General features: G+C 40.1%; 8 protein-coding genes. 4 read left to right on the forward strand and 4 right to left on the reverse strand.

The window, feature by feature from the left end; translation table 11 throughout:
• Positions 1-627 (forward strand): prolyl oligopeptidase family serine peptidase (locus tag ACQR30_RS02270; RefSeq protein ID WP_429730671.1); only part of this gene is annotated, 627 nt, incomplete at its 5' end.
• A 657-nt stretch (positions 628-1284) separates the two neighbouring features.
• Positions 1285-2001 carry a UMP kinase gene (gene pyrH, locus ACQR30_RS02275; protein ID WP_429730673.1) on the forward strand — a complete coding sequence of 239 codons (717 nt, stop codon included), beginning with the start codon at positions 1285-1287 and terminating at the stop codon, positions 1999-2001.
• A gap of 75 nt (positions 2002-2076) precedes the next feature.
• On the opposite strand, the gene ACQR30_RS02280 is transcribed toward pyrH, so the two are convergent.
• Together ACQR30_RS02280 and gltB are read right to left on the reverse strand one after the other, a co-directional pair.
• Positions 2077-3579, reverse strand: coding sequence for a glutamate synthase subunit beta (locus tag ACQR30_RS02280; protein WP_429730675.1), 1503 nt, complete (start codon positions 3577-3579; stop codon positions 2077-2079).
• 170 nt (positions 3580-3749) lie between these two features.
• Complete coding sequence (gene gltB / locus ACQR30_RS02285; protein ID WP_429730678.1) at positions 3750-8276, reverse strand: glutamate synthase large subunit; 4527 nt, start codon at positions 8274-8276, stop codon at positions 3750-3752.
• 392 nt (positions 8277-8668) lie between these two features.
• Between gltB and ACQR30_RS02290 the strand changes: the two genes are divergently transcribed.
• Both ACQR30_RS02290 and ACQR30_RS02295 read left to right on the forward strand, forming a co-directional pair.
• Positions 8669-10123: an NADP-dependent isocitrate dehydrogenase gene (locus ACQR30_RS02290; protein WP_429730680.1), complete on the forward strand. Its 1455-nt coding sequence runs from the start codon at positions 8669-8671 to the stop codon at positions 10121-10123.
• 56 nt (positions 10124-10179) lie between these two features.
• Positions 10180-11496: a DUF3472 domain-containing protein gene (locus tag ACQR30_RS02295; RefSeq protein ID WP_429730683.1), complete on the forward strand. Its 1317-nt coding sequence runs from the start codon at positions 10180-10182 to the stop codon at positions 11494-11496.
• A gap of 73 nt (positions 11497-11569) precedes the next feature.
• Here ACQR30_RS02295 and ACQR30_RS02300 read toward each other — a convergent pair whose 3' ends face one another.
• Both ACQR30_RS02300 and ACQR30_RS02305 read right to left on the reverse strand, forming a co-directional pair.
• Positions 11570-13648 (reverse strand): M16 family metallopeptidase, encoded by a 2079-nt coding sequence (locus ACQR30_RS02300; RefSeq protein ID WP_429730686.1) that lies wholly within the window; start codon positions 13646-13648, stop codon positions 11570-11572.
• Between the two features lie 46 nt (positions 13649-13694).
• Positions 13695-15020, reverse strand: coding sequence for a M16 family metallopeptidase (locus tag ACQR30_RS02305; RefSeq protein WP_429730689.1), 1326 nt, complete (start codon positions 15018-15020; stop codon positions 13695-13697).
• Between the last annotated feature and the right edge of the window lie 21 nt (positions 15021-15041).

A 15041-nucleotide genomic window follows, 5' to 3' on the forward strand; every position in this document is an offset into this window, starting at 1 on the left:
TGGAATTTCCAACTGATGGCATCCCAGGGTTACATCATCGTTATCCCCGCAAGACGCGGTATGCCGGGCTTTGGTACGGCTTGGAATGCTGCAGTAAGTAAACATTGGGGCGGACAGGTGATTCAAGATTATCTGGATGCTATTGATAATTTTTCCAAAGAGCCTTTTGTCGATACCGCTCGCAGAGGTTGCGTTGGCGCGAGTTTTGGCGGGTATTCTGTATTTGAGCTGGCAGGTAAACATCAAGGTAGATTCAAAACATTTATTGCCCACGATGGCGTCTTTGATTTTGTAAGCATGACGGGGACAACCGACGAGCTGTGGTTTGAAAAATGGGAAAAAGGCGGTTATTATTGGCAGAAAAATAATAAAGTAGCACAGGCTTCTTATGCTGCATCCCCGACCAATTTTGTAGATAAATGGGATACACCCATCATGATTGTGCAAGGCGGTATTGATTACCGTGTACCCATAGAACAAGGTCAAGGCGCATTTCAAGCAGCGCAACTGCGCGGTCTCAAAAGTAAATTTCTTTATTTCCCCGATGAAAACCATTGGGTATTAAAACCACAAAATGCATTGCTTTGGCAAAGAGAATTCTTTGGTTGGCTGAAAGAGACTTTATAGACAAAGCGAATTTTTTAAGCGCAAATATTAATCCTGATTGCCGCTTATGCGGCAATCTTTGATATAGGAGTTTACTACCCCTTCCTATTAGATGCTTGCTTTCATAGCGTATTTGCCATAAAGAAAACTGCCTCCAAGAGTGCCCAATACAATGGAGCGGACGCCTACAACTGTTGCTTAGTTCTACGGAACTGCCATTTACCGGTAATTTCACCTCTCCCTTAGCGCATTACCCATATTAAACCAGGGGGCTACCTGTTATAAGCTTGATCAAATATTGAACCGTTTAGCTTTGTCACAACATGATCCATACGGAGTTCATCGGGCCAATTGTTCGAAAAAATCATCGATGAAAAAGTAAAGTAACCTTTATCCATCCCAAGAAATATATAGTGGGCATCCCGGCCACCATTCAGCCTATTATCGTACACCGATAGCCTCCTATAGTCAACGACAACTATGGATGGTCAAATGAGGGCAGAGAACAAAATTTACAACAGGGGTGTTCTCCCTAACGGACATTGTGGAGGTAAAGTAAAAACAAACATGCGCCAGGCACACCCAAAGAATAAAAGTCGCAGAGAAACATTTGCTTCAAACTCGGGCTTTGGGCTTTAATAAAAATAGCTTTATTTTGCACAAACAAAAATCCTCCCAATGCTCCCCAGATACAAACGTATTCTTCTAAAATTATCCGGTGAATCTCTAAAAGCTGAAAATAGTGCGGAACCATTTGACCCCAAAATTATAGAACAATATGCCAATGACATTAAGAGCATTACCGATCTTGGCGTACAAGTAGCTGTGGTGATTGGCGCAGGAAATATTTACCGGGGAATGAACGAGGCAGAAAGCGGTATTGAACGCGCGCATGGTGATTATATGGGCATGCTGGCCACCGTTATCAACGGGATGGCGATGCAGGCCATGCTGGAAAAAATTGGCGTATATACCCGTTTGCAAAGTGCACTACAAATGGACCAAGTGGCCGAGCCGTATATTCGCAGAAGGGCCATTAGACATCTGGAAAAAAATCGTGTAGTGATTTTTGGTGCCGGTACAGGAAATCCTTATTTCACAACTGATACAGGTGGGTCGCTTCGTGCCATTGAAATAAAAGCGGATGTAATTTTAAAGGGTACTCGTGTGGATGGCATCTATACTGCTGACCCTGAAAAGGACCCTACTGCGACCAAGTTTGAAAAAATTACTTATAGAGAATGTGTGACAAAAAATTTGAAGATTATGGACATGACTGCCTTTACCTTGTGTGAAGAAAATAAAATGCCCATCATTGTTTTTGATATGAACAAACCCGGCAATTTACGACGCGTGATTGAAGGTTTGAATGTGGGGACATTAGTAAGCGAATAACACATTTTGCTATAATAGAAAAGCGAAGTAAAAATTACTTCGCTTTTTTGTATGCTAGACGGTAAAATTTAAATTTTAGCCATTAGAAATAATCAAATTTTGATCTTTGCTTTCGAGTAAAGAGAAGCCCATTAAGAACTCATCGACTTTTCTTGCACATTCACGACCTTCACTTATTGCCCATACCACGAGTGATTGTCCACGGCGCATATCTCCACATGCGAACACTTTGGCAATATTGGTATCGAAATCTTTTTCAGTCGCCTTTACATTTCCGCGTTCGTCGAGCTCCACACCTAATTCATCAATCAAACCATGATGCTGCGGATGCACAAACCCCATCGCCAATAATGCCAACTCACAAGGCATTTCACGTTCACTACCTTCCACTTCTAAAAATTGTGCAGGACGGCCATCTTTTACTTTCCATTCTAAATCCACTACCTTCAATGCTTTCAGATTACCATTCTTATCTGCTACAAATTCTTTGGTAGCTATTGCCCAATGGCGATTCGCACCTTCTTCATGAGAGGAAGTAGTTTTTAAAATCATCGGATAAGTAGGCCAAGGCATAAATTCTGTTCTGTCTTTTGGCGGTACAGGCATTAATTCAAATTGCGTAACAGATTTCGCTTTTTGTCTATTGGACGTACCAACACAATCGCTACCCGTATCTCCACCTCCTATCACAATTACATTTTTTCCTGTTGCCAATATTTCTTCAGCCAGAATATTACTTTCTATTTCGGGAAGCGCATGCGGGTCTTTGCCTGCATTGCGTTTGTTCTGTTGCTTCAAAAATTGCATGGCAAAATAAGTCCCTTTTAATTCCCTGCCGCGCACAGGTAAATCACGTGGTTCTGTAGAGCCACCGGCTAAAACGACGGCATTATATTCACGCAAAATATCATTGAGCTTCACGTTTACACCTACATTCGCATTAAATTTGAAGATCACTCCTTCTTCTTTCATCACGTCTACTCTACGGTCGATCACATATTTCTCCAATTTGAAATCAGGAATACCATACCGAACTAGGCCACCGGGCGCATCATCACGCTCAAAAACGGTTACCAGATGCCCGGCCAAATTTAACTGCGTAGCTGCGGCCAAACCTGCGGGGCCTGATCCAATCACGGCAACTTTTTTCCCTGTGCGAACAATTGCTGTACGCGGTTTTACAAGCCCAAGTTCAAAGGCCTTTTCAATAATATGTTTCTCAATTTCTTCAATAACAATCGGGGGCTGATTGATACCCAACACACAAGCAGATTCACAGGGAGCCGGACAAATGCGACCCGTAAATTCCGGAAAATTATTGGTGGATGATAATATTTCGTAAGCTTCCTTCCACTCCTTTCGATAAACAGCATCGTTGAATTCAGGTATCACATTTCCTAAAGGGCAGCCGTTATGACAAAAAGGAACGCCACAGTTCATGCATCTTGCAGCCTGCTCATTCAGTTTTTCCGGTTCATATAAAAGTTCAAATTCTTTATAATCTTTTACACGTTCCTCGGCCGATTTCTTCTCGGGAAGCTCGCGTGTATGCTCTAAGAAACCTGTTATTTTTCCCATCTTTTCATTTATGATTTATGATTGGTGATCTTTCATTTTTAAAAGGGTACCCTATTGATGCATTATTAAAAATGGCTAATCTACCTTCTGCATTAAACTTTAAATTTTCATTCTTTATAAAACAATTCATCCAATTGTTCTGCCTTTCTAAAAGGTTACGCAAATAATAGCTAATGGCTAATTACTAATTTTTCTTTATTCGCCATCAGCACTTTTTTATAGTCGCGCGGCATTACTTTTACAAAATTCTTTAATTGACTTTCCCAATCACTTATAATAAATTTAGCTACATTACTATTGGTGTAACGGTAATGATTCGCAATCATTAATTTTAAAAGAGCAACATCATCCTTTTCCAAACCTTCTAGATCCGCCATTTCGTTGTTGAATAATTTCTCGAACTGGTTGTCTACATCATATACAAAAGCAATACCACCACTCATACCCGCTGCGAAGTTGCGACCTGTGTTCCCCAATATTACGGCAACCCCACCAGTCATATATTCGCAACCGTGATCGCCAACACCCTCTACAACCACTTTTGCACCTGAGTTACGTACACAAAAACGTTCGCCAGCTTTCCCGCGGATATAAGCCTCTCCCGAAGTTGCCCCAATGAATGCAGTATTACCAATGATTATATTTTCTTCTGCAACAAATGTTGATTTTTTGTTTGGATAAGCAATCAACTTCGCACCACTCAAACCTTTCCCAAAATAATCGTTGGCATCGCCTTCTAATTCCATTGTAACACCCTTGGTATTAAATGCCGCAAAGCTCTGACCGGCTGTTCCAATAAACTTCAAATGGATGGTATCCTCCGGCAAACCTTCTGCTTTATACTTTTTAGATATTTCATTGGACAAAATGGTACCTACGGTTCTGTCAATATTTCTAATATCGAAAGACCCAGAAACTTTTTGTTGCTTTTCTAAAGCAGGCTTTGCCATATCCAGTATCTGCCAGTCAAGTACTGCCTCTAAATTATGATCCTGTGTTTCGTTGTTGAATAAATTCACATCTTCAGCTGCAGGCTCTTTATACAGTATGGGAGATAAGTCCAATTTTTCAAATTTCCAGTGATGAATGTTGTCACGCATTTGCAAACAATCTACCTGACCTACCATTTCATTCACAGTACGGAAACCGAGCTCCGCCATTATTTCACGTAAATCCTGCACTAAAAATTTAAAGAAATTTACTACGTGATCCGGATTGCCGGTAAAGCGTTTGCGCAATGTTTCATCTTGCGTAGCCACACCAACGGGACAAGTATTTAGATGGCATTTACGCATCATAATACAACCTTCCACTATTAAGGCAGCCGTTGCAACACCCCATTCTTCGGCACCTAATAAAGCAGCAATGGCAATATCGCGCCCAGTCTTCATTTGACCATCGGCCTGCACTACTACCCTACTACGCAACTTATTTTTCACCAATGTTTGATGAGTTTCTGCCAGTCCTAATTCCCATGGCAATCCTGCATGTTTAATGGAACTAAGCGGCGATGCACCCGTACCGCCATCCCAGCCCGAAATAAGGATAACGTCTGCTTTCGCCTTGGCCACACCTGCTGCAATTGTACCTACACCTGCTTTGGAAACCAGTTTTACATTAATTCTTGCTGCACGGTTCGCGTTTTTTAAATCGTAAATTAACTGCGCCAAATCTTCAATCGAATAAATATCGTGATGTGGTGGTGGTGAAATCAAACCCACGCCAGGGGTAGAATGTCTAACACGACCAATCCAATCATCTACTTTATGACCAGGTAATTGGCCACCTTCGCCGGGCTTTGCTCCCTGAGCCATTTTGATTTGAAGTTCATCTGCTTCAGAAAGGTATTGACTTGTAACACCGAATCTGGCAGATGCCACTTGTTTGATAGCCGAACGCATAGAGTCACCATTGGCCAATGGTGTATATCGAATAGAATCCTCCCCACCTTCACCGGTATTGCTTTTACCGCCAAGGCGGTTCATAGCAATAGCAAGTGTCGTATGCGCTTCCCAAGAGATAGAACCAAAGCTCATAGCACCCGTCGCGAAACGTCTAAAGATATTTTCTGCCGGTTCCACTTCCTCAATAGAAATAGACGGACGATTTGGGCTTAACGAGAACAAGCTTCTAAGCGTTACCGCTTTCTTGCCCTGGTCGTTAATAAGCTTTGCATATTTTTTATAAATGTTGTAGTCATTCATCCGAGTACTATACTGCAAAAGATGAATAGTTTGCGGATTGAACAAATGTGTCTCACCTTTACGCTTCCATTGGTATACACCTCCTTCTGATAAACGATCGACAGGAATAGTGATTCTGCTAAAGGCAAATTGGTGTTTAAATAGGGCTTCTTTCGCAATTTCATCCAGACCTAAACCTTCGATGCGGGAAGTAGCGCCGGTGAAATATCTTTCAACCACTAGTTTATTTAATCCGATTATTTCAAATATCTGTGCGCCTTGGTATGATTGCAATGTAGAGATCCCCATTTTTGAAAACACTTTGTATAACCCTTCACACACCGCTTTGATATAATTGCTCTTTAATTTATCTACAGAATAATCTGACTCGATCTTCCCCGTCAATTTTAAAGAACGAATCGTGGATAAAGCCAAGTATGGATTGATAGCCGTAGCGCCGAAACCAATAAGACAAGCAAAGTGATGTGTTTCCCAGATATCACCGGCTTCCACTACCAGGGCTACTTTGCCACGCAATTGTTTCCTTATCAAATGATGATGTACTGCGGACAGTGCCAGCAAGGAGGGAATAGCTGCGTGTTCACTATCAATCGCACGATCAGTCAAAATGATTACTTCAAATCCATCATTAACTGCATCTACCGAATAGCGGCAAAGTCTGTCTATACCGGCTTGTAGAGCACCGGGCTTACCGCTCGCGCGGAAATAAGTTTGCAAAGATTTTGCTTGGAAACTACCCGTATCTATTGAACGGAGTTTTTCCAATTCCTGATTCGTTAAAATAGGGTTATTCAATCCAACCGTATGACAATACTGGGGTTCTTCTTTTAAAATATTGCCGGAAGATCCCAAATAAGTAGCCAAAGACATCACCATTCTTTCACGGATAGGATCAATCGGCGGATTGGTAACTTGTGCAAATAACTGTTTGAAATAACTGCTCAAATGCTGAGGTTCATCACTCAATACCGCCAAAGGTGTATCGCTGCCCATAGCTCCAATAGGTTCTTTTCCACCTAACGCCATAGGGGTAATAATATCAGTAATATCTTCCTGAGAATAACCAAATGCTTTTTGATATTGAAATACCTGACTATCTTCCAAATGCGTAAACATAACGCGCGGCTCAGATAATTCTTCTAATCTTATTTTATATTTATTCAACCATTCACCATAGGGCTTCTGTGAACAAATTTTATTTTTTAATTCTTCGTCACTAATAATGCGACCTTGTTCCATATCCACGACAAACATCTTACCGGGCTGTAACCTACCATTTTGAATAATTGTCGCAGGATCTACCGGTAGCGCACCTGTTTCGGACGCCATGATTACCCTATCATCGTTGGTTAAACAATAACGAGAAGGACGTAATCCATTTCTATCCAATGTAGCGCCAATAATTTTTCCATCTGTAAACGAAATAGTGGCCGGGCCATCCCAAGGTTCCATCAAACAAGCATGATACTCATAAAAAGCTTTCTTCACAGGATCCATCAAATCGTTGCCATCCCAAGCTTCCGGAATCAACATCATCATTACGTGTGGCAAAGAACGGCCGGTCATTGTAAGTAACTCTACCATATTATCCAAACAAGCAGAATCCGACTGAACACCACTTACCACCGGCAATATCATGTCCATTTCTTCGTCTGTGAAATAGTCACTGACAAAATCACCCTCACTAGCTTTTAGCCAGTTTAAGTTTCCTTGTAAAGTATTAATTTCACCATTGTGTGCAATAAAACGGAAAGGTTGTGCTAGTCTCCAAGACGGGAAAGTATTAGTAGCAAAACGAGAATGTATAAGGGCAAAAGCCGACACAACTCTTTTATTGCGTAGATCGCTAAAATATTCGCGCACCTGCGCACTTGTTAGCTGACCTTTATATATAACAGTTTTATAGGAAAGAGAGGCTATATAAAAACCTACTGCATCTTTCTTTACGGTACTTGATATTGTATGAACAGCATAATTGCGCAATACAAATAGTTTTCTCTCAAAAACCTCCGGATCGGTAATATGATCAGGACAAGCAATAAACACATGCTCCATTTCTGGTTCGACAGACAAAGCAGTGGGTCCAATCGTAGCGGTATTTACAGGAACTTTGCGGTAAGTAATAATTTCCAACCCGAGCGTTTCCACTGCGCGATTGAATATTTCGCGACACTCTTCACGCAAGCGGATTTCATTTGGGAAAAATAATACACCAACGCCGTAACGGCTGAATGCAGGGAGATGCACGCCCATTTTCAAACATTCTTCAAAGAAAAATTCATGTGGCGTCTGAATCATAATACCTGCACCATCACCCGTATTTTGCTCACTTCCACTAGCTCCACGATGCTCCATATTTTCTAATATAGTCAATGCATCAGCAATATTTTGATGCGACTTCCTGCCTTTGATGTTCGCTACAAAGCCTACACCACAAGCATCATGCTCAAAAGCAGCATCGTACAAACCTTGTTTAGTTTTTGATTCTAACATAATCACAATTCAATCATTAATTAAAAAATTACCCAACACGGATTGGCACTAAATTAAAAAATAATTTTGATTCAAAACAATCTTTTTTTAAAAAAAATTATTAAATGATTAAACTAATGTTCGTTATCAATCAAATTATTTAGATAATTTCTATCATAATAACAATAACCTTGAAAAATATCTATTATGCTATGATTTTTCTGTATTAATAATTTAAAAACAAAAAGCAATTCTTTCTGAATTTAGTCCTCTTTTGGCAATATTGTCATCCTTTCAATTGGTTACTAAATGCGCATAAAAGCCCAGACGCTCTTCTACGAAAACGTTTGCTCTTTAACAAAAAACTACCTCTAAATATTTTAAATTTGCCGCAATCTTAATATATAAGTACAATGATTAAAATTGCAATAGCTAAAGGGGATGGAATTGGACCTGAAATAATGGAAGCGGTCCTAAAAATATTTGACGCTGCCAAGGTCCCACTCGAATATCAGTTTGTGGAAATGGGGAAATGGGTATTTGACAAAGGATTTAACAATGGTATGACACCCGATGCGAAAAATACAATTGAGACATTGGGCATATTATTCAAAGGTCCGATGGAAACGCCTAAGGGGAAGGGCGTAAAAAGCATCAATGTAACAGCAAGAAAAACCTGGAACACTTATGCTAATAAAAGAGCTTTCCAAACCCTGCATGGCGTAGACACCGTTTTTAGTGAAGCAGGTATTTCCATTGACTTAACAGTGGTTCGAGAAAATATTGAAGACACCTATGGAGGCATCGAGCATATGCTGACCAGCGATGTGGCAATTAGCAGAAGAATTATTTCAAAACCAGGAAGCGAACAAGTTATCCGTTACGCATTTGAAATAGCAAAACAAAAATCTGCAAAACGCATCAGCTGCGCACATAAAGCCAACATCATGAAGCTTACCGACGGCATTTTTCTGAATACTTTTTACGAAATCGCCAAAGAGTATCCTGAATTAAAAGCAGATGACATTATTGTCGATGATCTTTGCATGAAATTAGTCACACATCCCGAAATTTTTGATGTACTGGTACTCACGAATTTGCAAGGCGATATTATAAGTGACCTTTGCGCAGGACTTGTGGGAGGCCTGGGCTTTGCACCATCAGCAAACATCGGTGATGACATCTGTATCTTTGAAGCCGTACACGGAACAGCACCGGACATTGCCGGTAGAAATATTGCCAACCCTACTGCACTATTACTAAGTGGCATCGCCATGCTCAATCATTTAGGCCTTACAGCTAGTGCGGCCACCATAGAAAACGCGCTGCTTTACACCTTGGAAAACGGTAACCATACCGGAGACTTCGGCAACAAATCTATTCCTTCACTCAACACAACAGCATTTGCAGATGTTATCATTCGCAACTTTGGTAAAGTACCCAAAACAAATAGTAAAAAAGTGACCGTCGATCATCCAAAGCAACAATTTGTTGCCAAATTGAATGAAAATCTGATGATGGAAACTGTCAACGCTCCTAAAGAAAGCATTGCAGGTGTAGACTTTTTTATTCAGTGCGACAGGCAACCAAATGAAGTAGCTAAAATTGCTGAAATGTATAATAGCGATAGATATAAATTGATAAATATCAGCAACCGCGGCACACAAGTTTGGCCGGCAGGCTCTATGTACACCAATTTGGTAAATCAATATACTATCCGTTTTGAAAGTAATGATAACCTGGGCCTTTCACAGCAAGAAATAGTCGAACTCTATGCAAAAGTTATCAAAGATTTTAAAGTCTGCTCTGTAGAAACTTTGCTTTTACTAGACGGCAATAAGGCTTATAGCTTAGCACAAGGCCAATAACCTTAAGCCGGTTTTCATAATTTAGTATCATTCATTTTAAATTTAAATAAGAAACAATGCCATTATCCAAACTTTTTAAAGGGAGTATAGCCGTAGTTTTCGCATCGTCATTGTTCTGTGGCGGCGTTTTTGCGCAAAAACAGGATTGCGCGAATGTACCACTGGCTGGCAATGCTTATATCGTTCAAGGTACCGAAAATGGTGCAAGGATCAGTCAGCGTGGCCTTAACAATTGGACGAACGGGCAAACGACCACAGATATATTTTTCTATATAAAGAAGCCTGTTAAAGTTTCTATCGCATTGATTTGTGCATCACCTGACGGACAAAGTACTTTCTCGGCAAAAATAATGGGAAAAAGATACCTTGTAAACACTAAAGCAGGGAGCACCGACACGCTAAAAATAGCAGAATTAGATATTGCCAAACCAGGTTACGTTCAACTTGAAATTCAAGGAGTAAAAAAAGAAGGGCACAGCTTTGGCAACCTGTCCGCTGTATTGTTGCAAGGCAGTAAAATAACACAAAACCTCGCTTATGTGGCAGATGCAAAAGATTTCTATTTCGGAAGAAGAGGCCCATCGGTACACTGGAACTTTGTTATCCCGGAAAAAATAAAGAATCAAGTTGAATATTTCTACAACGAAATATATGTGCCCAAAGGCAATGATGTAGTGGGGTCTTATTTTGAGGCGGATGGATTTTCTTTTGGCTATTTTGGCATGCAAGTAAACAGTCCCACCGAAAGGCATATACTTTTTTCGGTATGGAGTCCTTTTAAAACCAATACGCCGGGCGAGATACCTGAAGGCCAAAAGATTAAGCTAATTAAAAAAGGTAAAAACGTACATGGCGGTGAATTTGGTGGAGAGGGCTCAGGGGGTCAAAGCCGTTTGGAGTACAACTGGAAGCCGGCTACACATTATGCGTTTTTACTAAAGGCAGAACCGGACAGCATACATAACACAACAACTTTTACCGCATATTTTAAAGAAGTAAGTGCAGAGAACTGGTTACTGATAGCAAGTTTTCAGCGACCGCAAACCAATACATCCTTAAAGGATCTATACTCTTTTTTAGAAAACTTTAGCCCGGATATGGGTAATATTCAAAGACGTGGCTATTATACAAATCAATGGGTGCGCACCTTTTCCGGCAAATGGACGCCTATTGACCAAGCATCTTTTACAACTGATGCTACAGGAAATGCCGGCATCCGCATGGATTATGGCGGAGGTGTAGCCAACGGTGATTTTTATTTAGAAAATTGCGGATTCTTCAGCCCTGGTGGAGAAAACTACCGGCGCAAAACGTTTACCCGGGACACGAATAACAAACTTCCGCCAAAAATAGATTTTGATAAATTACCCTAGTTGGTACTCTCAACAAAAATCCGTTTAAGACAGGTTGCTTAAACGGATTTTTTTTATGCACATGACGCGTTACCTATTCAAAGTCGGCGCCACTTACTCCTTGGTTTATTTTTACAGCATCGGTTTTCATTTCAAGATTCTGGCCTCCGTTTGAAGCAGTAATTGCGATTGATTGTAAAAATGGGAGATAAATATCATCCACTTTTTTATAATCGTCAAAGCTGGAAACTATAGACATCTGTTGTCCATTTGCTTCAGAACTCATGGCAACCTGCAGCAAATAACCGGTTTTTACATCATAAAACTCCGTAGTCTTCTGTCCAGAAGGACCTGTTACAGCAATTTCATAAGCGTCTTTATCATTTACTTTTGTCAGGCCTTTCATGGTTAGTTTATAAGTACCATCATTGTATGCAAGCTGATTAAATAAACTTTTCTGGTCCGTATATTTTGCCAATTGCTCCTTATTCATTTCGGTCGTATTGCCCATTTGTTTCTGATAACCTTTTGTGCCGTCAAAAACAGTTTTACTCACCTCATTGCCATTCATAGTCATCACTAAAAATTGTTTATTGGGCGACATTCTTTTTTCAACAAATGGTATGGACATGCCCTGAACACCCATTGAACCATTGACCAGAAGCGTATGTACTTTTTTAAGGTTTTCTACCCCACCAATTGCGTTTATGTATTTATCAATAACATCTTTCGTACTTACATCGGCAACTTTGCCTGGCGTTTCTGCCGCCACAGGATTAGCATCTTTATCATAAAGCTTAACCGGATAACCCATCGCCTTAAGTCCAGGCAAGATGTCTTCTGCTTTTCCGGTAATCACCACACGGCTATTGTCATAATTAAAATACTTTTTCGCAACACGCATAACGTCTGCGGCTGTAACAGCATTTATCTTTTGCAAATAAGTACGGTAATAATCTTTAGGCAAATTATGGACTAATATATCCCTTGCAAAACTGGCAATCCGAGCCGGATTTTCTGTTCCAATGGCAAAATTGCCGTTGTATTCCGCCTTTACATTATTGAGTAATTCTTCACTTACAGGCTCCGTACGAATCTTCTTAATATTATCGAAAAATAATGCCAAAGCACTATCAGTCACCGCATTCCTGACCGAGGCAGAAGCTCGAAAACTCGTTTGATAATTCCCACCGAAAATAGAAGAATAAGCGCCATAGGTATAAGCATGCTTTTCTCTTATGTCTTTAAATAAATAGGCGTCTGATCCACCACCTAAGATTTGATTGGCCAGTAGCACCGCAAAATAATCATCACTACTCAAAGGAAGTGAAACGACATTGGTGACGTTTATCACGGACTGCACTGCATTAGGCATATTCACCACATCAATCTCTGTTTTAGCGGGATTGGAAGCATCGGCAATGGTGGGCAAAGTAATATTTTCCCCTTTCCAATTACCAAAGTATTTTTCGGCCAGTTTCTTTGCCGCTTCTGGTTTGATATCGCCAACAATTGTAAGATAACCATTAGAAGGAGTTATGTATTTTTGATACATATTTTTTACATCAGATAATGTTATATTGGACACAGTTTGTTGTGTTTCAAATTCTCCCAGTGGGCTACTCTTGCCAAACAATAATGCTCCTGTAACATTGGAAGCAATAGCTGCTACGCTTTTATCACTGGCTTTTAGGCCATTTATTTCCTGGGCTTTAAGTTTATCAAAATCCGCTTCTTTAAGAGCCGGATTTTGTATCGCCTGGGCCATCAACATTAGACCTTTATCGAAATATCTGTCTAATGCAGCAACGGACCCACCCTGACTATTTAAACTAAGATTGGTTCCGTCTTGTTCAACCGCTTCATCAAAAGCAGCTTTGTCCATTGACGTAGTCCCTTGATTTAACATCCCGCCCATCAAGCCCATTACACCTGCTTTGTCGCCTTCTTTGATCGGACCTGAATTGATATAATAAGTAGCGGAAACAGAAGGCACTTTGTGATTCTCCACAACCAATACAGTAACTCCGTTATCTAGCTTATAGATTGACGGATCTTCTAATTTAATAACTGGTGCAGGTCCCGGTTTTGGAGGGTGGCTCCTGTCAATCTTTTGTGCATAGCCGTTTGATAGTAACATCCCGGCAACGGCTAATAATAATATTTTTCGCATAATGAATTTCAATTTAATAGTAATTTCAAATGATTTTGGAAGTATATTATTTGGTTGTAGGCAAATAATATAATACCAAGCGTTGATTAGGGTTAAGATATTTACGTGCGATATCTCTTATCTGTTCCCTGGTAACAGAGCGAATATCTTCTAACCGTTCATTAATATGATTGGTATTTTTATTAAAGAATGTATAACTATTCGCTAAACTCTGCGCAACACCCAGATCTTTGGTGTTTGCATTTACAAAATCCATTTCAGCCTGATTAAGTAGTTTTTTATAATCTGATTCGCTAATTAAATTGGTTTGCAAATCCACAATATTCGCATCAATATCGTGCAACAGGCTGTCTAACGATACATTATTATTGGGTAACGCAAAGTTGAGATAGGCTCCATAATCTTCTAATGCATAATTAAACGAAGCTACTTGCAATGCTGTTTTCTTTTCATCAACCAGTTCTTTGTTCAAACGAGAACTAGCTCCGCCGGAAAGTACAGAAGAAATAAGATCTAATACAACAGCATCTTTTGAATTCTCTGCTGGCGTACGGTAAGCTGTTACGATTGCGGGTAGTTGAATATTTGCATCATAGGCCGTATCGATAATTTCCTTTGTAATAGGATCTTCTTTTACCGTGGGCTGGATGACGGGATTGCCTTTCGGGATTTCACTAAAGTAAGATTTGATCCATTGTTTGGCGTCATCAATGTTAATGTCGCCCGCAATACTTAAAACCGCATTATTGGGGGCATAGAACTTTTTAAAGAATGCCAGGAACTCACTCAATTTGGCCTTATTTATGTCATCCATGGAGCCAATAGGTGCCCAATGATAAGGATGTTTAATAAACAAATCTTTAAATACAGATTCAATTAAATGTCCGTAAGGCTGATTATCAATACGCATTCTTTTCTCTTCTTTCACCACCTCTCTTTGTGTATTGACACCGATCTGATTAATTACAGGATGCATCATTCTTTCACTCTCCAACCAAAGACCCAATTTTAATTGATTAGACGGAAATACTTCATAATAAAAAGTACGGTCCTGGGTCGTATTGGCATTATTTTGGCCGCCATTCGCCGCCACTATTTTCATAAATTCTCCGCGCTTTATATTTTGAGTCCCTTCAAAAAGCAAGTGTTCAAAAAAGTGCGCAAAACCAGTTAGTCCAGGCGTCTCATTTTTAGAACCTACATGATACATTACAGAAACGGCGACTACAGGAGCAGATTTATCTTGGTGTAAAATCACATGTAAGCCATTGTCTAAATTGTACTCGGTAAACTTTACTTTTTGTGCCAATGCCGAAGTAGAAATGGCAAACGCACCAGCAATCAAAAAGGCAAGCTTTTGCTGAAATTGCATAGAATATTTGTTTAGTTAATT

It is taken from the genome of Arachidicoccus sp., assembly GCF_050436765.1.
Lineage (GTDB): Bacteria > Bacteroidota > Bacteroidia > Chitinophagales > Chitinophagaceae > Arachidicoccus.